This is a genomic window from Mucilaginibacter gracilis (genome assembly GCF_003633615.1).
GTDB lineage: Bacteria > Bacteroidota > Bacteroidia > Sphingobacteriales > Sphingobacteriaceae > Mucilaginibacter > Mucilaginibacter gracilis.
Genome location: NZ_RBKU01000001.1, coordinates 6,175,509 through 6,200,860 on the forward strand (window position 1 = coordinate 6,175,509; position 25,352 = coordinate 6,200,860).

At 41.8% G+C, this 25,352-nt stretch carries 24 protein-coding genes and 1 tRNA gene; 14 read left to right on the forward strand and 11 right to left on the reverse strand.

The features are described 5' to 3' along the window. The first annotated feature begins 193 nt into the window (after positions 1–193). Positions 194–1,930 carry a phospho-sugar mutase gene (locus tag BDD43_RS27570; protein ID WP_121201439.1) on the forward strand — a complete coding sequence of 579 codons (1,737 nt, stop codon included), beginning with the start codon at positions 194–196 and terminating at the stop codon, positions 1,928–1,930. Positions 1,931–2,072: 142 nt separating this feature from the next. Here BDD43_RS27570 and BDD43_RS27575 read toward each other — a convergent pair whose 3' ends face one another. Then, positions 2,073–2,372, reverse strand: coding sequence for a hypothetical protein (locus tag BDD43_RS27575; RefSeq protein ID WP_121201440.1), 300 nt, complete (start codon positions 2,370–2,372; stop codon positions 2,073–2,075). A 59-nt stretch (positions 2,373–2,431) separates the two neighbouring features. Beyond that, positions 2,432–3,202, reverse strand: coding sequence for a phosphatase PAP2 family protein (locus tag BDD43_RS27580; protein WP_246001806.1), 771 nt, complete (start codon positions 3,200–3,202; stop codon positions 2,432–2,434). Between the two features lie 268 nt (positions 3,203–3,470). Here BDD43_RS27580 and BDD43_RS27585 point away from each other — a divergent pair, with 268 nt between their 5' ends. Further along, complete coding sequence (locus BDD43_RS27585) at positions 3,471–4,049, forward strand: YdeI/OmpD-associated family protein (RefSeq protein ID WP_121201441.1); 579 nt, start codon at positions 3,471–3,473, stop codon at positions 4,047–4,049. A 378-nt stretch (positions 4,050–4,427) separates the two neighbouring features. Here the strand turns inward: BDD43_RS27585 and BDD43_RS27590 are convergent, their stop codons facing one another. Next, positions 4,428–4,883: an ankyrin repeat domain-containing protein gene (locus BDD43_RS27590; protein ID WP_121201442.1), complete on the reverse strand. Its 456-nt coding sequence runs from the start codon at positions 4,881–4,883 to the stop codon at positions 4,428–4,430. 155 nt (positions 4,884–5,038) lie between these two features. Beyond that, positions 5,039–5,126, reverse strand: a tRNA-Ser gene (locus BDD43_RS27595). Positions 5,127–5,333: 207 nt separating this feature from the next. On the opposite strand from BDD43_RS27595, the gene BDD43_RS27600 reads away from it, so the two are divergent. The 3 genes from BDD43_RS27600 to cdaA all read left to right on the forward strand — a co-directional run bounded on the left by BDD43_RS27600 (position 5,334) and on the right by cdaA (position 8,231). Then, positions 5,334–6,305 (forward strand): polyprenyl synthetase family protein, encoded by a 972-nt coding sequence (locus tag BDD43_RS27600; RefSeq protein WP_121201443.1) that lies wholly within the window; start codon positions 5,334–5,336, stop codon positions 6,303–6,305. A 6-nt stretch (positions 6,306–6,311) separates the two neighbouring features. After that, on the forward strand, positions 6,312–7,364 hold the full coding sequence (locus BDD43_RS27605; RefSeq protein ID WP_121201444.1) for a TerC/Alx family metal homeostasis membrane protein: 1,053 nt from the start codon (positions 6,312–6,314) through the stop codon (positions 7,362–7,364). Between the two features lie 75 nt (positions 7,365–7,439). Further along, the gene (cdaA, locus tag BDD43_RS27610; protein WP_121201445.1) at positions 7,440–8,231 is read left to right on the forward strand and encodes a diadenylate cyclase CdaA; all 792 of its coding nucleotides are present in this window, start codon (positions 7,440–7,442) and stop codon (positions 8,229–8,231) included. Positions 8,232–8,425: 194 nt separating this feature from the next. Here cdaA and BDD43_RS27615 read toward each other — a convergent pair whose 3' ends face one another. Continuing rightward, positions 8,426–10,915: a M1 family metallopeptidase gene (locus BDD43_RS27615; protein WP_121201446.1), complete on the reverse strand. Its 2,490-nt coding sequence runs from the start codon at positions 10,913–10,915 to the stop codon at positions 8,426–8,428. Between the two features lie 125 nt (positions 10,916–11,040). Between BDD43_RS27615 and BDD43_RS27620 the strand changes: the two genes are divergently transcribed. Together BDD43_RS27620 and BDD43_RS27625 are read left to right on the forward strand one after the other, a co-directional pair. Continuing rightward, complete coding sequence (locus BDD43_RS27620; RefSeq protein ID WP_162847183.1) at positions 11,041–11,289, forward strand: addiction module protein; 249 nt, start codon at positions 11,041–11,043, stop codon at positions 11,287–11,289. Continuing rightward, positions 11,289–11,597 carry a type II toxin-antitoxin system RelE/ParE family toxin gene (locus tag BDD43_RS27625; RefSeq protein ID WP_121201448.1) on the forward strand — a complete coding sequence of 103 codons (309 nt, stop codon included), beginning with the start codon at positions 11,289–11,291 and terminating at the stop codon, positions 11,595–11,597. The genes BDD43_RS27620 and BDD43_RS27625 overlap by 1 nt, the downstream gene beginning before the upstream one ends. Positions 11,598–11,653: 56 nt before the next feature. Here BDD43_RS27625 and BDD43_RS27630 read toward each other — a convergent pair whose 3' ends face one another. Then, positions 11,654–12,064 carry a BrxA/BrxB family bacilliredoxin gene (locus BDD43_RS27630; protein ID WP_121201449.1) on the reverse strand — a complete coding sequence of 137 codons (411 nt, stop codon included), beginning with the start codon at positions 12,062–12,064 and terminating at the stop codon, positions 11,654–11,656. Positions 12,065–12,319: 255 nt separating this feature from the next. Between BDD43_RS27630 and BDD43_RS27635 the strand changes: the two genes are divergently transcribed. The 7 genes from BDD43_RS27635 to BDD43_RS27665 all read left to right on the forward strand — a co-directional run bounded on the left by BDD43_RS27635 (position 12,320) and on the right by BDD43_RS27665 (position 20,581). Then, positions 12,320–13,186 (forward strand): M23 family metallopeptidase, encoded by an 867-nt coding sequence (locus tag BDD43_RS27635; protein WP_121201450.1) that lies wholly within the window; start codon positions 12,320–12,322, stop codon positions 13,184–13,186. 64 nt (positions 13,187–13,250) lie between these two features. Next, positions 13,251–13,628 carry a bactofilin family protein gene (locus tag BDD43_RS27640; RefSeq protein ID WP_121201451.1) on the forward strand — a complete coding sequence of 126 codons (378 nt, stop codon included), beginning with the start codon at positions 13,251–13,253 and terminating at the stop codon, positions 13,626–13,628. Positions 13,629–14,283: 655 nt separating this feature from the next. Beyond that, positions 14,284–16,008 carry an ABC transporter ATP-binding protein gene (locus tag BDD43_RS27645; RefSeq protein ID WP_121201452.1) on the forward strand — a complete coding sequence of 575 codons (1,725 nt, stop codon included), beginning with the start codon at positions 14,284–14,286 and terminating at the stop codon, positions 16,006–16,008. After that, on the forward strand, positions 15,989–17,638 hold the full coding sequence (locus BDD43_RS27650) for an ABC transporter ATP-binding protein (RefSeq protein WP_246001808.1): 1,650 nt from the start codon (positions 15,989–15,991) through the stop codon (positions 17,636–17,638). The genes BDD43_RS27645 and BDD43_RS27650 overlap by 20 nt, the downstream gene beginning before the upstream one ends. A 208-nt stretch (positions 17,639–17,846) precedes the next feature. Then, positions 17,847–18,854: a YncE family protein gene (locus BDD43_RS27655; RefSeq protein WP_121201453.1), complete on the forward strand. Its 1,008-nt coding sequence runs from the start codon at positions 17,847–17,849 to the stop codon at positions 18,852–18,854. A 144-nt stretch (positions 18,855–18,998) separates the two neighbouring features. After that, positions 18,999–19,544 (forward strand): bifunctional pyr operon transcriptional regulator/uracil phosphoribosyltransferase PyrR, encoded by a 546-nt coding sequence (gene pyrR / locus BDD43_RS27660; protein WP_121201454.1) that lies wholly within the window; start codon positions 18,999–19,001, stop codon positions 19,542–19,544. Positions 19,545–19,654: 110 nt separating this feature from the next. Continuing rightward, on the forward strand, positions 19,655–20,581 hold the full coding sequence (locus BDD43_RS27665) for an aspartate carbamoyltransferase catalytic subunit (RefSeq protein WP_121201455.1): 927 nt from the start codon (positions 19,655–19,657) through the stop codon (positions 20,579–20,581). A gap of 154 nt (positions 20,582–20,735) precedes the next feature. Here BDD43_RS27665 and BDD43_RS27670 read toward each other — a convergent pair whose 3' ends face one another. The 5 genes from BDD43_RS27670 to BDD43_RS27690 all read right to left on the reverse strand — a co-directional run bounded on the left by BDD43_RS27670 (position 20,736) and on the right by BDD43_RS27690 (position 25,345). Then, positions 20,736–22,055 (reverse strand): bifunctional folylpolyglutamate synthase/dihydrofolate synthase, encoded by a 1,320-nt coding sequence (locus BDD43_RS27670; RefSeq protein ID WP_121201456.1) that lies wholly within the window; start codon positions 22,053–22,055, stop codon positions 20,736–20,738. A 272-nt stretch (positions 22,056–22,327) separates the two neighbouring features. Continuing rightward, entirely contained in the window at positions 22,328–23,137 is an 810-nt protein-coding gene (locus BDD43_RS27675) for an energy transducer TonB family protein (protein ID WP_121201457.1), read from the reverse strand. A gap of 2 nt (positions 23,138–23,139) precedes the next feature. Beyond that, positions 23,140–23,538: an ExbD/TolR family protein gene (locus BDD43_RS27680; protein ID WP_121201458.1), complete on the reverse strand. Its 399-nt coding sequence runs from the start codon at positions 23,536–23,538 to the stop codon at positions 23,140–23,142. Beyond that, positions 23,535–24,242, reverse strand: a complete 708-nt coding sequence (locus BDD43_RS27685; protein WP_121202149.1) for a MotA/TolQ/ExbB proton channel family protein — start codon at positions 24,240–24,242, stop codon at positions 23,535–23,537. Before BDD43_RS27685 ends, BDD43_RS27680 begins: the two co-directional genes overlap by 4 nt. Before the next feature lie 5 nt (positions 24,243–24,247). Further along, positions 24,248–25,345, reverse strand: coding sequence for an HU domain-containing protein (locus tag BDD43_RS27690; protein WP_121201459.1), 1,098 nt, complete (start codon positions 25,343–25,345; stop codon positions 24,248–24,250). Positions 25,346–25,352: the final 7 nt, after the last annotated feature.

The following is a 25,352-nucleotide window of genomic DNA, read 5'->3' on the forward strand; positions in this document are numbered from 1 at the left end:
AATTTGCCATCCAAATCCGCCCTCCGGCAATCCGAAATCAGCCGTCCGAAATCCGACAAAAAAATCCCAAATCGAACATTCGAAATCCGAAATCGATGCAAAATTATCTTCAAATAATAATTGCACACAAGTTTTTATTAGCATATTTGTTATTAGTAATTACAAATAGCATAACCCATAAACTATTATATATATGCAGGAATTAGACGCTACTGTTCAGCAGAAAGTGAACACATGGCTTAACGGAAATTATGATGCCGAAGTTAAGCAACAAATTCAGAAATTGCTTGATGATAAAGCTTACGCCGAATTAACCGATGCCTTTTACCGCGACCTTGAGTTTGGTACAGGCGGCTTACGCGGAACAATGGGGGCGGGCAGTAACCGTATTAATAAGTACACCATAGGCGCTGCTACACAGGGTTTGTGCAACCACCTCAAAAAAACATATCCCGGCCAAAAGGTTAAGGTAGCTATTTCGCACGATAGCCGTAATAATTCTGATTTATTTGCCCGTATTACTGCCGAGGTTTTTTCGGCTAATGATATTCATGTTTACTTTTTTAAAGCTTTGCGCCCCACGCCCGAGCTTTCGTTTGCTATACGCCATTTAGGCTGCAAAAGCGGTGTAATGATTACCGCTTCGCACAACCCTAAAGAGTATAATGGTTACAAAGCTTATGGTGCCGATGGTGGTCAGTTTGTATCGCCCGAGGATGTGGCCGTTATGGATGAGGTTGCCGCTATTGCCAGTATTGATGAAATTAAGTTCGACCGCGTTGAAGCCAATATTGAGCTGATAGGCGAAGAAATTGATAAGCTTTATCTGGATGCCATTACCACGCTTTCGGTATCGCCGGATGCTATTAAACGCCAAAAGGATTTAAAGATAGTGTACTCGCCAATACATGGCACCGGTATTACTTTAATGCCTAAGGCATTGGCCCAGTTTGGTTTTGAAAACGTAATTATTGTTGACGAACAAGCCACACCGGATGGCAACTTCCCAACGGTGGTTTACCCTAACCCCGAAGAAAAGGAAGCACTTACCTTAGCCATGAAAAAGGCTAAAGAAGTTGACGCAGACCTGGTATTAGCCACCGACCCCGACGCCGACCGCGTGGGTATTGCCGCTAAAAACGACCAGGGCGAATGGATACTGTTTAACGGTAACCAAACCGGCAGCCTGCTTATTAATTACCTGTTAACCGCATGGCAGCAACACGGTAAACTTACCGGTAAAGAATACATTGTTAAAACCATTGTAACCAGTAACCTTATTGAAGCTATAGCCAACGCCAAAGGCGTAAAATATTTTAACACCTTAACCGGCTTTAAATACATTGGCGAATTGATGACCAAGCTTGCCGGCAAAGAAACCTTTATTGGCGGTGGCGAAGAAAGCTACGGTTATTTAATTGGCGAGTTTGTGCGCGATAAGGATGCCATAGTATCGGGCGCGTTTATTGCCGAAATGACCGCTTTTTATAAAGACCAAGGCAGCAGCCTGTTTGAGGCCCTGGTTGAAACCTATTTAGAGTACGGCTTTTATAAAGAAACTTTAATTTCTATCACCAAAAAGGGCCAGAGCGGCGCCCAGGAAATTAAAGATATGATGGAGAAATACCGTAACAACCCGCCTAAAACTTTAGGAGGCTCCAAAGTTATCGCTTTAAAAGATTACGAAAACCGCGTTGAAACCGATTTAGATACCAACAGTACTAAACCGATTGATTTGCCAAAAAGTGATGTATTGCAATTTATTAGCGAAGATGGTACTGTAGTTTCGGCGCGGCCATCGGGCACCGAGCCAAAAATTAAATTTTATTGCAGCGTAAACACCAAACTAACCAGCAAAGAAGCCTTTGCCGAAACCGAAAAAGCATTAGATGCCAAAATAGCGCATATTATGAAAGATTTGGGAGTTTAGATTTTTGGATTTACCGCTTTGTTAAATAAATAGTTGAAATACCCTGACTATTTCATATTGAATTAAATAAAGAATGCCCGGCTCTCACCGGGCATTGCTATTATCTGTCATCAGCATTCCGAAATCCGGCCTCTGAAAACGCTTACCGGTGAGTTTCGTTCCTCATCTGTGCCCTGGTGATGTACACCTTTTTACCGCGGCCATTTACATAGTAATAGTGCGAATGCTTATTAATGTAAACAGTTTGGTTACCCGGGCCTCTTTTATCGCGGTACACTTTGTCTTTCATTACCGATGTACCTTTAACTGCAATTTGGGCCGTTTTGTTGCCAATTTTATTTATGGTAGTACCTACCTTACCATCGCCCGGTCTTTTGGTTTGAGCCATTATCTGTACCGAAAGTAAAAGGGCAGGAATGATTAAAAATTTCAAGTTTTTCATTTTGGTTGTTTATGTAAATTATCTAATACGCTATATTAACATCAATAGCGGTATTTGGTTTACAATTGTTTTGCGAAACTGAAACCGGCCATGCCATCCTGATAAGTGGGTACAAGCGTTGTACTTTTGCCCTGTTTATTGGTATGCGTTATAGCGTTGCGGATATAAGGGTAAACCAGGTATGATAGCTTGGTCGACAGGATGCCGAAACCCGCACCGGCCACCACATCGCTAAACCAATGATCGCGGTTGTAGAGCCTGAATACGCCCGTTGTAGCGGCTATAGTATAACCCGCTACGCCATACCAAACAGATTTTTGCGAATATTCCTGAGCCAAAAATTCGGCCCCTAAAAATGCAGTTGAAGTATGGCCCGATGGGAACGATAAATTGTCGGCCCCATTGGGGCGCAACCTATTGGTGCTGTGCTTTAATACCGTTGTACTGATGCCTAAAATACCTCCCGAAAGGCCAAGCAGGGCTGTACGATCTATAAAAGTATTTTTGCCCGATATACCGGCCAGGTTTAAACCATACACAATAACTATGGGCGCAAACTGGAAGTAGCTTTCGGCCTTGGTACTAAATGTAGGGTCGGTTTTAGCAATTTCGCCGTTAATGGTATAATCAAGCTGGCGTATGGGTTTTATTTGGAACGATAGTACTCCATAAGTAATTAATACTGCCGGTGGCACCATCGCCCAGGGTTTACTGTGCAACCGTTTAACTGTGTCGGGCGCAGTAAAAAGGTCTTTTTTTATACTGTCTGCAACCTGTGCGTTTGCCTCTAACGAGAGGATGCAACATAAAAACAATAGTATTTTTTTCACTGCTTATAAATTAAAAATGGTTAAATATTAATCATAAAGTTACCGCTGTACATTTAATTAACAACCGCTTAACTTTGGCAATAAGCCATTTGTTTGCGCATCTGAGCTATATTTTAAAAAACTTAAAATACCTGCACAACTACAGGTTTAATACAGAATTAAGATATAATTTAGCTATTTTTCGCTTTTAAAAGCCGGATACGCTCACGCAAACTTTTTCTGGATAACGCGGGGAGATAATTAGTATAACACCATAATAAAACCTACAATGAACCCAAAGGTTGATTTTTATTTTAATAATGAAAAAAAGTGGCCGCAGGAGATCAACCAGTTGAGAGCGATAGTTTTGGATTGCGGGCTCATCGAAGAGCTTAAATGGGGCTGCCCCTGCTATACCTTGCAAAAAAGCAACATCGTTTTAATACATGTTTTTAAAGAGTACTGCGCGCTTTTGTTTTTTAAAGGTGCTTTACTAAACAATACCGATGGTGTTTTGATACAACAAACCCAGAATGTGCAGGCGGCACGCCAAATACGTTTTACCAATGCCGGGCAAATAATTGAGATGGAGGCCGTGTTAAAAGCTACCATTGATGAAGCTATTGAAGTAGAGAAAGCCGGTTTAAAGGTAACACTTAAAAAAAGCGCGGAACTGGTATTCCCCGAAGAATTTCAAAACAAATTAAACCAACATCACCACTTAAAAACCGCTTTTGAATCTTTAACACCAGGACGGCAAAGGGCTTACAACCTCTATTTTTCGGCACCTAAGCAAGCCAAAACCCGAGAGTCGAGAGTGGAGAAATGCATTCCGCAGATTCTTGATGGGAAGGGCTTAAATGATTAGGCTCAGTTGCAATTAAATATTTCCCAAAAGAGCTTCTTAGTGTGCTTAATTTAAGCGGATTTGAGTTTTGCCATTTATTCGGCCTCAACTCTAATCAAACAACCCGCGGGTGTTGCCCTTTCATTTATAACGCTATTACTAAACCAACACTCTACCGCTCCTATCTGATAATGAAAATAACAAGATGGATTAAAATAATACGGAGTTTCCTAATTTACTACCAACTACCTGTTTAGGTTACAAGAAAGCCTCATGCGCAATGCATAAGGCTTTTTATATTTAATGGTTGCGGGGATGAAGGGAGCCGGTTAGAACACTTATCTGCTATTTTGACAATAATAAGAGAGATTTTAAAGAAGTAATAACATTTTGTTTAAACTAATTTTTATTAACAAGACTTTTAATTAAACCAATTACATCAATATTTTTTCCTTCTTCAGCAGCGCTAAGAACGGAATTGCCCTGTTCATCTTTAGCGTTGATGTCTGCACCATTTTTTATTAAATAAATTACGATGTCTTTATTGCCCCTACTTGCCGCGTACATTAAAGCGGTTGTTTTGAACGCGTCTCGCCAGTCAACCTCTGCACCATGTCCAACTAATAATTTCACATCATTAAAATCATTATTTTGAACTGCCAAAATTAGCATGCTAATTTCTAAAAAACCACCCGTTTTCTTTTTAAAATTAGCATTAGCTTTTTTAATCAAAAGATTTTGGACACTTAACGAGTCTTTGTTAGAAACAGCTTTATATAATTGTTCATTCAGATCTTGGCAAAAGCTTGTTGTAGTTACAAGTACCAAAGCTGTAATACTTAAAAGAATTTTCATTGCGATTTAATCAGGATTTTAAATTGCAAGGTAGCAACTTCTAACATTTTTTATTTTACCCTGCATCATTGTACTCATGAGATTAGAACACTCAAAAAGCCGTTGATTATGACCTAAAATAACAAAACCCGGTAGTTATCGGGTTTTGTTATTTGCGGAGAAGGAGAGATTCGAACTCTCGATACACTTTTGGCGTATACACACTTTCCAGGCGTGCTCTTTCGACCACTCAGACACTTCTCCGTTTTTTTTGTGGGATTGCAAAAGTAAAATTTTCTGCCGTTATATTGCATAAAAGTGTACATGTTTTTAGCACCGGCCACATTATAACACATAAAATTGCAATATAGCACCGTAGGTTTATACTGTTATTAATATTTAACTTATGTTTGCCACTAATTAACCCTGTTGGTTAATTGTTTCTACTTTACTAAGATTGTTGAGTTTTAAATGTTAAGCATCGACGAGATCAAAAGACCCATAGCTGCAGAAATTGATGCGTTTGAGGAAAAGTTTAAAACCTCAATGCAAAGCTCTGTTCCGCTGCTTGATCGTATTACCCATTATATTGTTAAACGCAAGGGTAAGCAAATACGCCCAATGTTTGTTTTTTTATCGGCAAGCGTTTGTGGCGGCATTAACGAGGCTACCCACCGGGGTGCTGCATTGGTTGAGTTACTGCATACCGCTACCCTGGTTCACGACGATGTGGTTGATAATTCGTACCAGCGCCGTGGTTTTTTCTCCATTAACGCCTTGTGGAAAAACAAGATAGCAGTTTTGGTTGGCGATTTTTTGCTCTCAAAAGGCTTGCTGCTTTCTATCGAAAATAACGATTTTAATTTACTCAAAATAGTATCCGAAGCCGTAAGGCAGATGAGCGAGGGCGAACTGCTACAGATAGAAAAGGTGCGCCGTATGGATATTGGCGAACCGGTTTATTACGACGTTATACGCCAAAAAACAGCTTCGCTTATTGCATCGTGCTGTGCATGCGGCGCGGCATCGTCGGGCGCGGATGACGTCACCATCGAAAAAATGCGCCTTTTTGGCGAAAAAATAGGGATTGCTTTCCAGATCAAAGACGATATGTTTGATTTTGGTACCGATGATGTTGGCAAGCCCCTCGGCATTGATATTAAAGAGAAAAAGATAACCCTGCCGTTGATATACGCCCTAAATCATACCACCCCGTCGGAAAAGAAGCGTATTATCAATTTGGTGAAAAACCATAATGATGATGCAGCCAAAATTGCCGATATTATTAAATTTGTAAAAGATGCCGGTGGCTTGCAATATGCCGAAAGCCAGATGAAGATTTACCAGGAAGAAGCCTTTGAGATATTAAACACCCTGCCCGATGTAGATTCGAGACGATCATTAGAGCAATTGGTGCGTTACACTACCGAAAGAAACAAATAAATAAGCATGAGCAACGAGGTGATATTTTTAATAGGCTTTGTTGTATTTATTATGGTGATGATGGCTGCCGATTTGGGCTTGTTTTCTAAACCCAACCAACCCGTTACCTTAAAACGTGCAGCCATAATGAGCCTCATATGGATAGGCTTTGCACTATTATTTTACGTGCTGCTGCTCAATTATGGCCATATGCTGCATTCTATTAAAAACTTTGCCGGTTTGCAGGCCGTTAACATCAGCCATTTTCATAAACTTAAATTAAACCCAACTGATTTTGCCGGCGGACTTGATTTATACCGTAAAAATATTGGCCTCGAGTTTATAACCGGGTATGTGGTTGAGTACGCATTGTCTGTTGATAATATATTTGTTATTGTGCTGGTATTTGCCGCTTTTAAAGTGAGCGAAAAGCATTACCATAAAGTTTTATTGTGGGGCATTATAGGCGCCATTGTAATGCGCTTTTTATTTGTGTTTTTAGGGGCGGCCCTCATTACAAAATTTGAATGGATACTGTACTTGTTTGGCGCCTTTTTAATTTACACGGGTGTAATGATGTTTATAAACCGTAACAAGGAAGATAACATTGACCCCGAAAACCACAAAGTTGTTAAACTGGCTTCAAAATATTTTGCCGTACACCCCCGGTTTGAGGGCGATAAATTTTTTGTAAAGCTTAACGGCAAAAAGTTAATTACCCCCTTATTTTTAGTGTTGCTGATTATTGAATTTACCGATTTGATATTTGCAGTTGATTCTATCCCGGCGGTATTCTCGGTAACTAAAGATCCCTATATCGTATTCTTCTCCAATATATTTGCCATTTTGGGGCTCCGGTCAATGTTTTTTTTGTTGGCGAACATTATTGATAAGTTTCATTACCTAAAGGTTGGTTTAGCTTTGCTGCTGGTGTTTATAGGCGCAAAAATGTTGGCAGGGCATTATGCCGAGCAAATTGGTTTAACCACCATGCGGTCGCTCATAATTATTGTGTTGATATTGGTAATTAGCGTGGTGGCATCGTTAGTGTTTCCTAAAAACAAAACCGCAACGGCATAAACCAATTTAAAAGTGTTGTTATCAAATAACACATTTTTAACAACTCAATTGCATTAAACTTATTAACTTCGTTCAATGCAGTTGAGCGATTTGAGTTCATTTAACTTTACTTTTTTTGATGTGCTTGATATAGTGATAGTGGCTATCATTATTTATCAGCTCTATAACCTTATCAGGGGTACTATTGCCGCCAATATATTTATTGGGCTGGCCATTATTTGCCTTATGTTTTTTGCTGTAGACGCCCTGCACATGCGCCTGCTTACCGCCATATTGCGCCGCTTTATGGATGTAGGCATTATTGCCCTCATTATTGTTTTTCAGCAAGAGATAAGGCGTTTTTTATTGTTGGTAGGTAAAAATGCTTCGCTACAGCGTAACAAAGCGTGGTGGCGGTACTTTTTTGGTAAAAACGAGGTAGAGAAAGATAACCTGGCCCGTATAAAGCCTATAATTGATGCCTGCAAAAGCCTTAAACAAACGCATACCGGCGCCCTTATTGTTTTTGCCAAATATTACGACGAGCAATTTTTCCAGAATAGTTGCGAAGTAGTTGATGCCAAAATATCAAAGCGTTTGCTCGAAAGTATATTCCAGAAAACAAGCCCCTTGCACGATGGTGCCGTTGTAATAGCCGAAAACAAAATTAAAGCAGCCAGTTGCATTTTGCCATTAACGGATAATACCGATTTACCGCCGCAATTTGGCTTGCGCCACCGGGCCGGTATTGGGGTATCCGAAGCTAATGATGCAACGGCTATCATCATATCCGAAGAAACCGGCGAATTATCATACGCCAAGCATGGCCGTGTAAAAATGAATATCGGTTTTGCCGAATTAGAAAAGTTACTGAATAAGGATTTTTAAGCAAAAAAATCATCCATATTCAATTTGGAGAACAAGCACTACAAGAAAAACACTTAGCGTTTAGACTGGTACACCTTGATAGAAATTGTCTATCCCAAACCGCTTTCTGTATACATATTGTATTAACGCAATCGCGTTTAACAAAAATGCTCCTTTTTACAGGAGCATTTTTTGTTAACAATAATTTGTAATGCTTATTGATTTTTCTTTAAAACCTCAAGAGCATCATCAATGTATTTCACCTGCTCGGTTTGGTTGGTGCTTACTTTTTGGGCCTTAATGTTTTCCAGCAATTGGGTAATGTAAGGGATGGCGCCATAAGGTTTATAACGGATAGCCATAGCCTTCAGGTCGTCAACCGAGCCTTCAACTACTTTGGTATCGGTTGCCCGGGCTATTACTTTGGCGTAGCCTTGCAGCATGTTAAATTTAGCTTGTGGCTCGGCCCTTTTAAAGGCCGCTGCAATAAACGGAATTTCGGCATCGCTGCCGTTGCTTATGTATAGTTTTACAATAGCTTCGGTTAGTGTACCGGTGTTATCTTGCTCAAGGCTCTTAGCTATTTTCAGGGCATCGGCAGGGGCAAGCGAGGCTATACCGTTTAACGATGCAGCCTGCACCGCATACGATTGGCTGTTTATTGATTGTTTAAACAAAGGCAAATTGCCGGCATCGTTAAGTTTAACCAATGCGTTAATTGCCGCAGCTTTTACAAGTGTTTTTTCGTCGTTTTTTATAATGTCGGCCAATATGGGTAAAGCAGCGGCTTTAACATCGGCATTGGTTAAATTAATGGCGCGGATAGCTTTAATACGCAGGTTAAAATATTTATCCTTTAAAGCAGCCAGTAATATTTTTTGTGCGCCTTTGTTTTCCTGCTGTTTGGTTGCAGCGTCAATAGCCTCAAACCTATCTAAATAAAGCGGTGCATTAAAGTATTGAAAAACCAGTTGATCTAACGTTTTGCTATCAGTTTTACGGGCAAGCAATACCTTATCACCATCCACATTAACCAAATCGGGAGCCGAAGCTACGTGGAAGGTTAAGGTATCAGCCTTGTTGCGCATCCAAACCTTGTGGCGTTCTTTTTTACCGGCAGCATAAATATCAACCGCCATAGGTAAAATAAAATTATTGCCCGCCTGTGTTTGGGTTAAGTAAACGGTTTCGGTTTTGGTTGCCTCATCCCATTTGTAATCAATTTTTAACTCGGGGTGGCCGGCACCGTAGTACCATTGGTTAAAGTACCAGTTTAAATCTAAACCGCTGGCTTCTTCTAATGCAAGGCGCAATTGCTGGGCCTCGCCATTTTTAAAAGCATTTTGGGTAAGGTAAATGTGTAAGCCTTTAAAAAAAGCATCTTCGCCTAAGTAGTTGCGCAGCATGTTTAATATGCGGCCACCTTTTTGGTAGGTAACTACGTCAAAAACATCTTCTTTATCGGCATAATGGAACCTTACCAGGTTTTTGGCGTTGGCACCGGGTGTGTTCAAGTATTGCATCATGGCCTGGTAGCTATGCTCGTCTCCGGCATCTTTACCGTGCTTGTGTTCGGCCCAAAGCGTTTCGCTAAAATCGGCAAACGATTCGTTTACAGTTAAGTTACTCCAGCTTTCTGTAGTTACATAATCGCCAAACCATTGGTGAAAAAGCTCGTGTACAATATCCACTTCGCTTTCGGGTTTACCATCAATCAGTTCGCGGCGGGTAGCTTGCACTTGTTCGCCGTGAAGAGTTGCACTTGTGTTTTCCATAGCACCGCTCACATAATCGCGAACAACAATTTGCGCGTATTTGTTCCACGGATAATCAACACCCAGTTTTTGCGAATAAAACTCCATTACTTCGGGCGTAAAGCCAAAAATATCTTTGGCATAAGGGGCAAATTTGGGCTCCAGGTAATAGCTAACCTCTTTATTGCGCCATTTGTCTTTATAAATCTTAAAATCGCCAACAGCCATCATAAACAAATATGGCGAGTGCGGAAGCTCCATTTTCCAGGTATCGGTACGGGTACCGTCGGCATTTAATTTTTGTGCTGCCAGCCTGCCGTTTGATAGGGTAACGTATTTGGCCGGAACCGTCATCACTATCTCGTCGGTAGTTTTTTGGTTGGGTTTATCAATAGTAGGGAACCAGGCCGACGAGCTTTCGCTTTCGCCCTGTGTCCATATCTGGGTGGGTTTGTTTTTATCGGCACCATCGGCATTAATAAAATATAAACCTTTAGCATCATTAATGGCGGCACTCCCCTTAGTTTTTAATTCGTCGGGTTTTGATGTATAGTCGATGTAAATGGTATAGCTTTCGGTGCTGCGGTATTTTTTATCGAGTGTTATAGCCAGCGATAAACTATCGTATTTAAACTTTAAGGGGAAAAGCTTGCCTGCCTTTACAATGGATATGTTTTTAATATCCATACCCTTGGCATCTAAACGGAGCGAATCGGTAGGGTAAATATGCGGTTTAATGGTAACCCATTCTTTGCCATACAAGTAGTGCTTTTTGTAATCAAAACGTACATCAAGCTTGGTATGTACCAGGTCGTTTACCTTGGCAGCAGTTTCGCGATATATTTTCAGCTCTGGTGCATCGGGCTGGCTTTGCTGGGCAAAAAGCGTTGTAGTTGCGCACAGGGCAACAGCGGGTGTTAAAAGCAGGGTGAGTAGCCTGGTCTTGTTCATTGATGGGTCAGTTATGAGTTAAAATGTAAATGCTAAGTTATAAGATTTAGTTAAAATTAAAAAAGGCTATAATACATATGGTTTTTAAGGGTGATGTATTAAATTTGTGTTTATCGTTTAATATTATGAACAAGGCAACATTAAAGCAAAAGCTTCACGATTATATAGATATAGCTGAAGAAAAAAAATTAAAGGCTATTTATACGATACTGGAAAGTGAGTTAGAAGAAGGTAAGTGGTGGAATGATAAGGAAACTGTTGCCGAACTGGAACGCAGAACTGAAGAACTGAGAACCGGTAAAGAAAAAGGTTTTACATGGGATGAAATCAAAGAACGTGTCCGAAAATCATCACCGGCAAATCAAAAGGCCTGATGTATCAACTAATATTTCATTCAGAAACACAAAAGGATCTTCAGGAATCGTACGATTGGTATGAGGAACAGGGCGAAAATTTAGGCGAACAATTATTATATCAAATTGAAGAGGGCTTAGAGAAAGTTAAAAATAATCCTTTTCATTATCAAATTATCACCAAAAAGTTGCGGCAGGCTTTAATTGAGGTCTTCCCTTTTGTAATATGTTATGAAATAGATGAAAAGAGAGAATTGATTTATGTATCAGCTATCTTTCATACCAGCCGTAATCCTAAGCAAAAGCTTCGTCGAAAGTTTAATAAATAAAAAAAAGTCCGGCACTTGCGCGCCGAACTTCTCAAAAAAAAACTCAATTAAAATTTTTAGCAATATTGCTCAAAAGCACCAATTAAGTTATCGGCAATCATTTGTGCAGGGCGGCCCTCAATTTGGTGGCGCTCAATAATGTGTACCAGTTTACCATCCTTAAACAAAGCCATTGATGGCGACGACGGAGGATAAGGCAGCATATAATTACGGGCAGTATCAACAGCGTCTTTTTCCATGCCTGCAAATACAGTAACAAAGTTATCGGGATGTTTTGCACTTTGGGTAGCCATTTTAGCTGCCGGGCGCGCATTAGCTGCTGCACAACCACAAACCGAGTTTACCATTACCAATACGGTACCTTCTGCCTCAATAGCTTGCTTTACTGCATCGGCATCTTTTAACTCTTTATAACCAACCTTGGTTAAATCTTCCCGCATGGGGGCAACTAAATATTCCGGATACATAATTTCTTTTTTCTAAGTAATTACCACAAAAGTAACAAATCGATGCGGTTTTAATTTTATCATTTTGAATAATAACATTTTGCTGACGATAACCGGGCCTAAAACTCATTAACTCCAATTAGCAACCCTTTGAAAGCACATAGCGGATGTATTTATTGATAGTAGTGGTTTATTAACAGGGAGTTAAACAATTTTTTAATGCTATTTATTACTTAAAATGTTTACCTTGCAATTCCTTTACCAAAATTACGATTGATGAATATTAAACGAACTGATAACACCAGTACGGTTGTCATTTTAAATAAAAGTGAGCAGCATATTAAATCCTTCCAAATAAAAACCAAGCATTTAGGCAGGCTCAAACACTACTCGGCAGGTATTTTTGTTTTGGTTGCACTGCTTATAGGTTGCATTTGTTACCTCCAAAACCAAAATTCCATACAGGCACAAGAGAAACAACAATTACTGGCCCAGCTAAAAGCCAAAGGCACCCTGCCTGTTAATCACGCTAAAACTGGTACGGGTATATCGGCCCAGAGCTACATCCAATCAATCCAACTTAAATTACGGCAAATTAACGATTACCTGCGTAAACGGGGCCTAAAAGAGTTTTCTACCACGGGCGAAGGCGGCAGCGGCAAAGCCGAAGGTGCAAAATTAAGCGAAAAAGATGCTTACATGTATTACGACGAGTATTTAAAACATTTGGTAGCAGCAGTAGGCTTCACGCCAATGGGTTATCCGCGCAGTAGCTCCTTCACCTCATCTTTCGGTTTCAGGGGCGATCCATTTAATGCTAACAGTGCCGAGTTTCATCCCGGTATTGATTTTGCCGGCAAAAAAGGCGACGCCGTTAAATGTACCGCCAACGGTAAGGTAATTTTTGCCGGCTGGAACGGCGGTTATGGCAATTGCGTGCAAATTGCACACGGCAACAATTTGGTAACGCTATTTGGCCATCTTTCGCGCATTGTTGTAAAGGTTGGGCAAGCAATAAGCGTGGGCGATAAAGTTGGCGAAGTAGGCTCAACCGGGCACTCAACCGGGCCGCACCTGCATTACGAAATTCGTAAAGACGGCAAAGCTGTTAACCCCGTTAACTTTTTAACACTCAACAAGTAATTAAGTAATATTTAGTGCTTAAACCGGCAACACGCCATATTATAATCTAAAACAAATTTTCGTAATGTCAATGTTCAAAAAGAAAGATAAAGTAACGCTGGATCAGCAAGCCATATCAACATTTATTGGTGAAGGTTGTTTTTTAGAGGGCAACCTAAAGGCCCCGGCCTTTGTGCGTATTGATGGGCAGGTTACCGGTAACGTAACCATAGAAGGTGGTTTGATTTTAGGCGAACGCGGCATAATAAACGGCGATGTAACTACTCATGATATGGTTGTTTACGGCACCATTAAAGGTGATATTGACACCCACTCGCTGGAGATTAGGGGCACCGGCAACATTACAGGCGAATTAAAAACCCAAACTTTGCTGGTTGAAGCCGGCGCAATTTATAATGGTGTACTTTCTATGGCGCAAAATACTAAAGTAGCAACTGAATAAAAGGCGAGATTTCAGATGACTGATGTCAGAAGACGGATTTCGGATTACTGATATATGAATCCAAATAATTTGGATTCATATATCCGGTTGATTTCTGATTTCCGAACCCGGTAATCCGAAATCAACTATCCGTCATCCTAAACCCGTCAGCAAAACAGCTTCGGCCAAAAGCGGGAATAACGTGTTGGGATGTGCGGCGGGAAAGGGCCTTTCGATTCTTGCTTGAGCGGGGCAAGTGCGGCCATTGGGGCAATGAATCGAGCCTCCTGTGAGTTCTTACCGCTTGTGCGCGAAGGCCCTGTGCGAAAAGAAGCCTTTTTACTGACAAGCCCTTTGGTTACTTTGTGGCTACACAAGTAACAGCCTCCGCGGCAATTGAGTATTAACTATGCAAATCACCCATTGCTTTAATCGTCAAGAAGCAATAATCCCCCAACATCTTTAACCGAAAAAACTTTCACAATTAAACCCATCACACAAGGTTAAATTATTTTGATGCTTTGCTGTAAACCGTGTTTCGTTTTTTTTATTGCATTACGCAATTTGCACTAAAAAAACGCACGTATGGTAAAGTAACAAACTTATATTTGCCCTGTTTTAAAGTAATTTATACGCTAAACCGTTAACCCATACATATCAGTATTCAATAAAAAATATGGATAAAAAACCCGGTATACTCGCCCTGCTTAAACCTTATATGGGTTTGGTGCTGTTGCTACTGCTGTTTACGCTTATGGGCAACGCCATTAACCTGCTGCTCCCTAAAATTATATCAAACAGTATTGATGCTTTTACACGCGGGCAATTTGTGTTTAAACCCATTATTATTGAGTTTGCTTTAGCCGTTGCGGCCATATTTATTTTTACCTATTTGCAAAGCGTTATACAAACCTACGCATCAGAGCGTGTGGCCCGCGATTTGCGCACCCGCCTTGCCGATAAAATATCAAAACAAAACAACGCCTTTATCGAAACCGCTAACCCATCAAAACTATTAACCAACCTCACTACCGATGTAGACTCCATCAAGATGTTCATTTCGCAGGCCATTGTGTCTATCGTTTCGTCGCTGGTTATTATTATCGGCGCAAGCGTGTTGTTGCTTACCATCAACTGGCAGTTGGCACTGTGCGTTATAGCTATTATCCCCATCATTGGGTTTACATTTTATACGGTACTGAAAAAAGTAAGGGCAATTTACATCCAAAGCCGCGCCGTTATCGATTGGCTTAATAAGGTAATAAACGAAAGCATTTTAGGTTCGGCCATCATCCGCGTAGTTAACTCGCAAACGCTGGAATACAACAAATTTTTAGAGGCCAATACCAAAGCGCGCGATTTCGGCCTGACTATTTTAAAACTCTTTGCCGGACTAATACCCGTAATTACGTTTTCGGCAAACATAGCAGCACTTACCATATTGGCTTTGGGCGGCCACTTTGTTATAACGGGCAGCATGAGTCTTGGCAATTTTGCAGCTTTTAACAGCTATCTATCCATGCTCATATTCCCCATACTGGTTATAGGTTTTATGAGTAATGTAATTGCACAGGCCACCGCATCTTACGAGCGGATACGCATAGTTATCGAAAGTCCGGATGTAACACCAACAGGCACCATTACCAATACCCTTCGCGGGGATATTGAACTTAAAAATGTAAATGTTTTATATGGCCAAAAGCCGGTTTTAAAACATGTTAACTTTACCATTAATGCAGGCACACGCACCGCTATAATTGGCCCAACTGCTGCGGGCAAAACGCAATTGCTTTACCTGCTTACAGGCTTAATAAAACCCAACACAGGCTCGGTTGAACTGGATGGCCACAATATAGATGATTACAACACCGAAGCCTTTCACCGGCAGGTAGGTTTTGTTTTTCAGGATAGCATTATTTTTAACATGAGCATCCGCGAAAACATTGCCTTTAGCGATACGGTAACCGATGAATCGTTACAGAAAGCCATTGATACCGCCGAACTGCGCGAGTTTATTGATGCCCTTCCTGATAAGTTAAGTACCATCGTGTCCGAACGTGGCTCAAGCCTTTCGGGCGGACAAAAACAACGCATTATGCTGGCCCGGGCCTTAGCGGTTAACCCCCGGATATTGTTGCTTGACGATTTTACCGCCCGCGTTGATAACAATACCGAAAAAAAGATACTCGATAATATTGAGAAAAATTATCCCGGCATCACCCTGCTATCGGTAACGCAAAAAATTGCGGCGGTTGAGCATTACGACCAGATTATCCTGATGATGCAAGGCGAAGTAATTGCCACCGGAAAACACGAGCAATTGATACAAACCAGCCCCGAATATATACAACTGTTCAACTCCCAACAAAGCACCAGCAACTATGAATTACGACCTGAATAAGCTATCGGAACAGCAGAAGAAAACTTCAACCTATGCCGCCCTGCAAAGCTTATTAAAGCTTATTGCCCACGAGCGTAATAATTTGCTCATTGCAATGGTATTTATTTTGATGAATTCAACCATCAACCTGTTAGGTCCGTTTTTAATAGGCCACACTATTGATACCTACATACAATATAAACAATATCATGGAGTGCTGGTGTTCTCGGGCATATTACTGGGCATGTATCTGATTGGCCTTTGTACAAGTTATTTTCAAACCAAGTTAATGGGTAGTGTGGGGCAACGGTTATTGTTTACTTTACGCAATGCTATTTTTAACAAGCTTCAACAATTGCCGGTAGCCTTTTTTAACGCCAACAAAGCCGGCGATTTAATATCGCGCGTAAATAACGATACCGATAAGCTTAATACTTTTTTTTCGCAATCGTTAATGCAATTTATAGGTAGTATAGCCATTATGGTAGGCGCAGGTATTTTTTTGCTGCTCATTAATATTAAACTGGGTGCCGCCGCTTTAATACCCGGTGTGCTTATACTTTTATTTACGCAATTGGTTTCGCCATGGGTAAAACGCCGCAACGCCACCAATTTAAAAAGCGTAGGCGGCATGAGTGCCGAAATACAGGAGAGCCTCAATAACTTCCGCGTTATCATCGCCTTTAACCGGCGCGATTATTTCCGCAAGCGGTTTAGCGAGGCCAATCAGGATAATTACAACACTGCTATTGGCGCAGGCCTGGCAAATAACCTGCTGCTGCCTGTTTACAGTTTATTTTCCAGCTTTGGTACGCTTATCGTTTTGGCCTATGGTATTTATTTAATCTCGGCAGGGCAATTTACAATAGGTTTACTGGTTAGCTACCTGGCTTACGTTACCAATTTTTATAATCCGTTAAGGCAATTGGCTTCGCTATGGACCAGCTTCCAGGTGGCAATGGCCGGTTGGGACAGGATAGCGCAAATATTATCGCTGGAAGCCGATCTGCCCATTATAGCTAACTCCCCTGCCGAAGCATCAACTGCGCTTGTTGAATTTAAAAATGTAAAATTTGGCTATCATGACGGCACCGAGATATTGCACAATGTATCGCTAACCCTGGAGCGCGGTAAAACCTACGCCTTTGTTGGCCCAACAGGCGGCGGCAAAACCACCACGGCATCGCTTATAGCAAGGTTGTACGACCCTACATCGGGCGTGGTGCTGTTGGATGGGAAAGACATCCGTACCTACCAACCCGAAGAACGCGCCCAAAAAGTAGGTTTTATTTTACAGGAACCCTTTTTGTTTACCGGTACCGTAAAAGATAATATTTTATACGGCAACCCGCAGTACCAAAATTACAGCAACCAGCAGTTAGAAGTTGTAATTAAAGAGGCCAACCTGGAAAGCCTGCTCACCATTTTTGAAAGCGGCCTCGAAACCCGTGTAACATCCGGCGGGGATAGCATTAGCCTGGGCCAAAAGCAATTAATAGCCTTTATGCGTGCGGTACTACGCAACCCCGAAGTACTTATTTTAGACGAGGCCACCGCCAATATTGATACCGTTACCGAACAATTATTGGGCGATATACTCAATAAGCTATCGGCAAATACCACTCGCATTATTATAATGCCCACCGCCTAAACACCATTGAAAATGCCGACGAGATATTTTTTGTTAACGCCGGAGAGGTAATCCGCGCTGGCTCGTTTAACGATGCTTTGGATAAACTATTAAGCGGTAAGCGGGTAAGTTAAATTTAGTATCGTCCGTTAATTCAATTTTTCTCCAAAATTGATATTCACCTTTGTGATATCTATATCATTGCTAAAGCAAATAACCCTAAACAACCATGACAAAATTATTCAGCATTTTTTCAGCCACATTATTGGTGGTTTCAACATCAGTAGCACTCCGTGCACAGGATAAGCAATACGTTTTAGATAAAAAAATAGCCCTCCCCGGCGATGGTGGCTATGACTATTTGTCGATTGATAAAGTTAACAACCGGCTCTACATCTCGCACGGAACAGCCGTAAACGTAGTTGACCTGGCTACCGAAAAGGTTATTGGCAGCATAGACGGTATGCAGGGCGTACACGGCATTGCTATTGATAACAAAGCTAACAAAGGTTTTATTAGCGATGGCCGGGGCAATGCTGCCGTAGCCTTCAATTTAAAAACGCTGCAAAAGGTTGCCACCATTCCGTTAACAAACAAAGGGGCAGATGCCATTATGTATGATGCCTTTAGCGATAAAGTTTATGTATTTAACGGCGATGCCAACAACGCGTCAGTGGTAAACCCTAATACATTAAAGCAAATCGGCACAATAGCCCTGGGCGGTGCGCCCGAATTTGCCGTAAGCAACGAAAAAGGCTTGATATACAATAACCTTGAAGATAAAAATAGTCTGAACGTTATTGACACCAAAACTCAAAAAGTAATTAAAAACTACCCGCTAACGCCCTGCGGCGGCCCAACAGGTTTAGCTTTAGACGACAAGAACCAGCGCTTATTTACCGTTTGCCGCGAAAATAAAGGCATGAGCGTTGTTGATGCCACCAGTGGCCGTGTGATTACAACCATCCCCATTGGTGCCGGTGTTGATGCCGTTGCATACGATGCCGAAACCAAACTGGTAATTGTATCAAATGGCGATGGCACCACAACCATCATCAAACAACAATCGGCCAACGAATACAAAACAGTGCAAACCTTAACTACCCAGGTACGTGCAAAAACATTGGCATTAGATACCAAAACCCACAAAATTTACCTCAGCGCAGCCGAATTTGAAAAAGGCACCCGCAAAGTAGTGCCCGGTACTTTTACTTTGTTGGTATATAAGTTACAATAATACAAGTACACTCAAAATAGCATCCGGTATCCTAAATCGAACATCAGCCTGCCTCAAAGATTTGGCAACTTTTTAAAAGTTGCCAAATCTAATTGTCTTCGTTCCCAAAAAAATTATCTATTTTTGCCCAAATCCACCTAGGTAATGCTAAACCCGATATTACTCGACGGCCCAAAATTCCAGATCACTATACAACGCCTGTGCAGGCAATTGATAGAAAACCATAACGATTTTTCTAATTCGGTTATCATTGGCATACAGCCCCGAGGTATATACCTTGCCAAACGCATTGCCGAAGAACTTCGAAAAATTTTACCCGGCCAAACTATATTACAGGGCGACCTTGATATTACTTTTTTCCGCGACGATTTTCGCAGGCGCGAATCGCCGCTGGTGCCTAATCAAACCAGGATCGATTTTATTGTTGAAGGCAAAAAAGTTATCATGATGGATGATGTATTTTGGACGGGCCGCACCATACGCGCAGCAATGGATGCTATGCTTGCCTTTGGCCGCCCTAAAAAAGTAGAACTACTTGTACTGGTTGACCGCCGTTACTCGCGCGATTTGCCCGTTGCAGCCAACTATATAGGTATCGAAGTAGATTCCATCGCATCGCAAAAAGTAGTGGTAAGCTGGAAAGAAACCGATGGAGAAGACAAGGTGGTTTTAGTATCAGAGGTGAAATAATTTTGACTTCGGATGTCGGAATTTCGACGTCGGAATTAAAAATATAATATTAAAATTTTAGGAATTACTCAATCGGAGAAATCCGAAATCGAACATTCGAAATCCAAAATATGAATACTCTCAGTACACGTCATTTATTAGGCATAAAAGATCTGAACAAAAAAGATATTGAACTGATATTTGAAACAGCCGATACTTTTAAAGATGTACTGAACAGGCCGATAAAAAGGGTGCCCTCGTTACGGGATGTTACCATTGCCAACATATTTTTTGAAAACTCAACGCGCACACGTTTGTCGTTTGAGCTGGCTCAAAAGCGCCTTTCGGCAGATGTGGTTAATTTTGCGGCCTCGTCATCATCGGTAAGTAAGGGCGAAACGCTAATTGACACCGTTAACAATATATTAGCCATGAAGGTTGATATGGTTGTGATGCGCCACCCCTATGCAGGCGCAGGCATATTTTTATCAAAACACGTAAAGGCGCAAATAGTTAACGCCGGAGATGGTGCCCACGAACACCCTACCCAGGCCCTGCTTGATGCCTTTTCCATCCGCGAAAAATATGGCGAGGTTGCGGGTAAAAAGGTGGTTATAGTTGGCGATATTTTACATTCGCGGGTGGCACTATCCAACATACTTTGCCTTAAACAATTAGGTGCCGAAGTGATGGTTTGCGGGCCAACTACGCTTATCCCCAAATTTATTGGTTCGTTAGGTGTAAAGGTTGAACACAATTTGCGTAAAGCCCTAAACTGGTGCGATGTTGCCAACATGCTGCGTATACAATTAGAGCGGCAGGATATTAAATATTTCCCTTCGCTACGCGAATACACCATGCTTTACGGCCTGAATAAGCAGATATTAGATTCGCTGGATAAAGAGATAACCGTAATGCACCCCGGCCCCATAAACCGTGGCGTTGAAATAACCAGCGACGTTGCCGATAGTAAACAATCTATCATTTTAGACCAGGTTGAAAATGGCGTAGCTGTAAGAATGGCCGTGTTATATTTGTTGGCGGGGCAAACGCAGTAATAATAAAAGAGAGGCGTCGTATTTAGGATTGGCTAAGTATGACATTTAAAGGGCGTCTCCTTGCGACAAGCATATTTGCCCTGTATTGCGGGTGGTGGCCTTTGCACAACATCCTTTAACTATTATTGGCGATGGCAGCTGCCATGCTCGTTGCCTATACCACCTCTGCCACAACAAAAGTACTCCCACCAACAAAAACCAAATCATCAATAAGCGCAGCGGCTTTAGCCGCTTTAAAAGCCGATGGTACATCAGCATAAGTATTGCCATGCAAACCATAGCTTGCTGCTTGCTGCTTTAAACTTTCGGCCTCCAGGCCACGCGGAATATCGGGTTTGCAAAAATAGTAGATGGCGTTTTTAGGCAGCATGCTTAATACTTTGCTGCTATCCTTATCATTCACCATCCCCATCACAAAATGAAGCTGTTTGTGCGCAGTAACCGCAATATTTTTAAGTACCTCGGCAATGCCTTCGGGATTGTGGCCGGTATCGCAAATTACGGTTGGGTTGCTGCTTAATATGTCCCAGCGGCCGCGCAAGCCGGTTAGTGTTTTAACCTGTTTTAAGGCCGTTTGAATATCGGCATCGGTTATAACAAACCCCAGCGAGCGCAGTTCGGTTACGGCTGCTAAAACGCTTTTTACATTTTTGGTTTGGTAGCTACCCGTTAAATCAAGCTTAATATCTATGCCGTTACCGGGGAAATTCAAATCAGAAATATCTAAAGTTTGGTTTTTACGGGCTATCAGTTCAAGGTAAGTACTGGCCGATACACCGGCTACTACATCGGCTTCAAATGCGTGCGAGGCAAAAACCAGGTTTGCATTTTCCTGTCTGGCTTTGCTGATAAACACTTCGGCAACCTCTGGTTGGTATTCGCCAATAATTATGGGGATATTCGGTTTAATAATACCCGCCTTTTCGCTCGCAATTAAGGGTAAAGTATCACCCAGTATATTCATATGATCCCAACCGATGTTGGTTATAATGGAAAGCAAGGGAGTAATAATATTGGTAGAATCTAACCTGCCACCCAGGCCAACTTCAATAATTGCAATATCAACCTGTTCCAAGGCAAAAACATCGAAGGCTAAACCTACCGTCATTTCAAAAAACGAGGGTTGTATCTCCTCAAAATCAGGTTGGTGCTTGGCTACAAAATCAATAACCGTTTGTTCGGCAATCATTTGGCCGTTAATACGAATGCGCTCGCGAAAATCTTTTAAGTGTGGCGATGTATATAAACCCGTTTTATACCCGGCTGTTTGCAATACAGCCGCCAGCATGTGCGATGTTGAACCCTTGCCGTTTGTACCCCCAACGTGTATAGTTTTAAACTTATTTTGCGGGTTATCCAACCGGTTACATAAGGCAATGGTATTATCCAGATTAGCCTTATATGCCGATGCACCTACGCGGGTAAACATAGGCAGTTGGTTGTAAAGGTAGTGTATGGTTTCGGGGTAAGTCATTCTTTATGGAAGAGGTATCAGGTAAGATGGAAGATGTTTTTTTAGGGAAGATGTTTTTCTATGGAAGACGTATCAGGTAAGATGGAAGATAGCTTTTGTAAGATGGAAGATGTATGATGCACTAAAATAACTGTGTCATTGCGAGCGATAGCGTGGCAACCGCTCGTAGGCATATTCGCCTTGCATCGCTACTCTGCTTATGTGCGGTTGCTTCGTTCCTCGCAATGACAGATTCTTACGTCTTCCATCTTACCTGATACATCTTCCATCATTTAATTTACCTTAAACACAAAAGTTACCGTTCCGGTTTGCGTATCGGGTGCCAGTTCGGATGCATTTACTTTAGCTCCGTAAACTGCTTGTACACATTTTTGCAGCAAGGTATTATCGCCTGCTACTGTGGTGCCGCGGCCTACGCTTGCCTCGGTTACGTTACCATTTTTATCCACCTTAACATCTACTTTAACAATACCTGCGGTGCGTTTAGGATTATCAACCGTTGGGCGGGTAACAAAACTTCGTTGCCCCATAGTGAGCCCGCCATTGCCCGATCCTGTTCCGTTATAATTATCGCTCAGGGTTGAGCCGTTTACTTTGCCCTGGTTTCCCGGTGTATTGGTATTACCATCGCCAGCACCTGTACCCGTTGTTTTTGCACCTTTGTAAAGTGCATTTTGGTTAATAACAGGTTTGCTTTGGGCCTTTTTTGTATCGGTAGTGGCAATAGTGTTGGTTGCTTTTTTACTATTATCGGCAACTACGGGTGCATCTTCGGTTGTTTGTGTAACTACCTTTTTATCACCAACATCGTTACTGGCCTTCTCGCTGTTTTGGGTTGGCGTTACCTTGTTTGGTGCCGTTTTGTTGGCCTTTTCGGCGCGCGATATTTCTTCGGCACTCATGTAGTCGTCGCCCATACCTTTATCCGTAGTACCGTAGTTCACCAATATTCCGCCGGTGCCTTCTATAGGTTTAGCCGGTATGGTAAATGTTAATAAAAAGCATAGCGCAACAAGTGCGCCCATTATAATGGCCGTTAGTGCAAACGCTTTGGGGTAATTATTTTGTTCCCGGTATTCCATTATTACTTGGGCACGGTGGCCAACACTAACTTAATGTTCAACTTTTGGGCAATATCTAACACCGATACCACATTTTGTACAGCTACTGTTTTTTCAACGTATAAAACAATAGTAAGCTGGCCGGCTTCGTTACTGTATTTACTTAGTGTAGTTTGCAGGTCGGCTTCTTGTATCTCCTTTTTCTCAACGTAATATTTGAGGTCCTGGGTTATTGATACGATGATGGTTTTTTTGGCGATTGATTTACCCGACGCCGCCTTTGGCAGCGATAACTTAATTACGTTTGGGTTGGTAACCGTTGAGGCAATCAAAAAGAACAACAACAAAAAAAACATAATGTCGTTCATTGCCGAAGTTTGCAGTTCGGCCCTGGCGCGTTTGTTTCTTCTGCTTAAATTCATTTGCTTGGCTCTTCTAACAGGTCAATAAATTCAATGGCATCGGTTTCCAGTTTCAATATCACTTTATCAACCATAATATTTAAAATGTTGTACAACACATAGGCCACTAAACCTACAACCAAACCGGCTGCCGATGTTATCATTTTTACATACAACCCACCCGATATAACCGATAAGCTGTAGTTATCAGTTTTTGAAATATCAAAAAATATTTTTATTACCCCAACAATGGTACCCAAAAAACCAAACATGGGTGCTATACCGGCAACAATACCCAGTATGGCAATGTTTTTTTCCAGTTTCGATACCTCTAACTTGCCTATGTTTTCAATAGCGCCTTCAATATCTTTTATGGGGCGGCCAATACGCAACAAGCCTTTGGCCAGCATACGGCCCAGCGGCGAATTACTGTTTTTGCAGATAGCTATTGCCGAATCCAGTTTCCCCGAAAGGATGCTTGAACGTACCATTCCCATTAAATTAGATTCATCTTTTGATGCCTTGCGGATGGTGAAATAACGCTCGAAAAAGATAACCAGCCCAAGCACGGCCAATATGCCTATCGGCACCATTACCCAGCCGCCTTTAACCAATAAATCGCCAATGCGGAGTTCTTCTTGCGGAGCCGCCGCCGACGGCTGTATGGCTTTACCTACGGTATCAATTACTTTATGTGCGGTATCTATTGCTTGCAGTAGTAACATCATTATTATTTTTTGTATGGAAACTGTTGTATATAAATTTTAGGTAAACTCAATTCCTTTTTATACTCGTCGAGATGTACGTTAGCCGAATCTACACTGGTGTAAAGTGCTAATACAAGTTGATATGGAAAATCAGAATTACCGGGGTCCCGATGTATCATTAACGGATACCGGTCGTTAGTCCACCCGGCAAATGCAGCCTTTGCCTTGTCTAACGTGGTAAACTTTGCTTCCACTATGGCAAAAGTATCTTTTGGTGCTTCCACGCTCACAATTTTATTTTGCGTGCCGGTATCTACATTGGGTAATAAACCCAGGCTCTTTTGTTCTTCTATAGCATGCTGTATCGAGTCGGCAGTGCGGCGCCTGCGCTCATCTTCGGAAAGTGAAACGGTGCCAGAGTGCCTAAATCTATCAAACAAGGCGGGCTTATACTTGTATGCTACTACTAAACCTATACAGCTTACCAGTATAAATAAAATTAACACCAACCACCAAATATTTACATGCATTGGTTTTTTCTCAACAACCTCGGGTTCTTCTGCTTCCGGTTCGGGTGCCTTTTCGTTTACCGAACTTAACGATTTGCCGGGCATAGGTTCGCCGCGCAACAGTGCAGCCGTAAATGGCGATGGTTTTTCGGTAGCTGGCATTTGCATAGCCGCCCGCGCAGCACCAACTGCGGGGGTTAACTTATTACGGCGCAACTTTACAGGTGCCAAACCGTAAAATAACTCATTATTGTTGTTAAGCTTTTTGGGCGTAAACAATAGCTGATTGCGGCGCATAATAAATGTGCCCAAATCGCCAAGCATTACCGTTTCGGTAGCTGCCGATTGCAAAACGTCGGCAACATATTTTTCTAAAAAATAACCTGCCGATGCCGCATTAACACGCTTTTGGCTCGCTAAAGCAGCAACCAGCACGCCATCATCCTCCTGCAACTCGGTATTAAACTGGAGTTGTAAAGATGGCGGATAAAATTGCTGCTGTTCTTTACTATAATAACCATCGAGCCGGCTTCGGTAAAATGTGCCAAGCCCCGGAACAACCAAGGTATCATGGTGTTCAAGCAGTTCACTAATAACGGCAGCTATATCCATTCTGCTA

What these genes read in the sequence shown, in the direction of transcription:
- BDD43_RS27570 (WP_121201439.1), top strand. Translation starts at nt 194, where the DNA reads ATGCAGGAATTAGACGCTACTGTTCAGCAGAAAGTGAACACATGGCTT.
- BDD43_RS27575 (WP_121201440.1), bottom strand. Translation starts at nt 2,372, where the DNA reads ATGAAAAACTTGAAATTTTTAATCATTCCTGCCCTTTTACTTTCGGTA.
- BDD43_RS27585 (WP_121201441.1), top strand. Translation starts at nt 3,471, where the DNA reads ATGAACCCAAAGGTTGATTTTTATTTTAATAATGAAAAAAAGTGGCCG.
- BDD43_RS27590 (WP_121201442.1), bottom strand. Translation starts at nt 4,883, where the DNA reads ATGAAAATTCTTTTAAGTATTACAGCTTTGGTACTTGTAACTACAACA.
- BDD43_RS27600 (WP_121201443.1), top strand. Translation starts at nt 5,334, where the DNA reads ATGTTAAGCATCGACGAGATCAAAAGACCCATAGCTGCAGAAATTGAT.
- BDD43_RS27605 (WP_121201444.1), top strand. Translation starts at nt 6,312, where the DNA reads ATGAGCAACGAGGTGATATTTTTAATAGGCTTTGTTGTATTTATTATG.
- cdaA (WP_121201445.1), top strand. Translation starts at nt 7,440, where the DNA reads ATGCAGTTGAGCGATTTGAGTTCATTTAACTTTACTTTTTTTGATGTG.
- BDD43_RS27615 (WP_121201446.1), bottom strand. Translation starts at nt 10,915, where the DNA reads ATGAACAAGACCAGGCTACTCACCCTGCTTTTAACACCCGCTGTTGCC.
- BDD43_RS27620 (WP_162847183.1), top strand. Translation starts at nt 11,041, where the DNA reads ATGAACAAGGCAACATTAAAGCAAAAGCTTCACGATTATATAGATATA.
- BDD43_RS27625 (WP_121201448.1), top strand. Translation starts at nt 11,289, where the DNA reads ATGTATCAACTAATATTTCATTCAGAAACACAAAAGGATCTTCAGGAA.
- BDD43_RS27630 (WP_121201449.1), bottom strand. Translation starts at nt 12,064, where the DNA reads ATGTATCCGGAATATTTAGTTGCCCCCATGCGGGAAGATTTAACCAAG.
- BDD43_RS27635 (WP_121201450.1), top strand. Translation starts at nt 12,320, where the DNA reads ATGAATATTAAACGAACTGATAACACCAGTACGGTTGTCATTTTAAAT.
- BDD43_RS27640 (WP_121201451.1), top strand. Translation starts at nt 13,251, where the DNA reads ATGTCAATGTTCAAAAAGAAAGATAAAGTAACGCTGGATCAGCAAGCC.
- BDD43_RS27645 (WP_121201452.1), top strand. Translation starts at nt 14,284, where the DNA reads ATGGATAAAAAACCCGGTATACTCGCCCTGCTTAAACCTTATATGGGT.
- BDD43_RS27650 (WP_246001808.1), top strand. Translation starts at nt 15,989, where the DNA reads ATGAATTACGACCTGAATAAGCTATCGGAACAGCAGAAGAAAACTTCA.
- BDD43_RS27655 (WP_121201453.1), top strand. Translation starts at nt 17,847, where the DNA reads ATGACAAAATTATTCAGCATTTTTTCAGCCACATTATTGGTGGTTTCA.
- pyrR (WP_121201454.1), top strand. Translation starts at nt 18,999, where the DNA reads ATGCTAAACCCGATATTACTCGACGGCCCAAAATTCCAGATCACTATA.
- BDD43_RS27665 (WP_121201455.1), top strand. Translation starts at nt 19,655, where the DNA reads ATGAATACTCTCAGTACACGTCATTTATTAGGCATAAAAGATCTGAAC.
- BDD43_RS27670 (WP_121201456.1), bottom strand. Translation starts at nt 22,055, where the DNA reads ATGACTTACCCCGAAACCATACACTACCTTTACAACCAACTGCCTATG.
- BDD43_RS27675 (WP_121201457.1), bottom strand. Translation starts at nt 23,137, where the DNA reads ATGGAATACCGGGAACAAAATAATTACCCCAAAGCGTTTGCACTAACG.
- BDD43_RS27680 (WP_121201458.1), bottom strand. Translation starts at nt 23,538, where the DNA reads ATGAATTTAAGCAGAAGAAACAAACGCGCCAGGGCCGAACTGCAAACT.
- BDD43_RS27685 (WP_121202149.1), bottom strand. Translation starts at nt 24,242, where the DNA reads ATGTTACTACTGCAAGCAATAGATACCGCACATAAAGTAATTGATACC.
- BDD43_RS27690 (WP_121201459.1), bottom strand. Translation starts at nt 25,345, where the DNA reads ATGGATATAGCTGCCGTTATTAGTGAACTGCTTGAACACCATGATACC.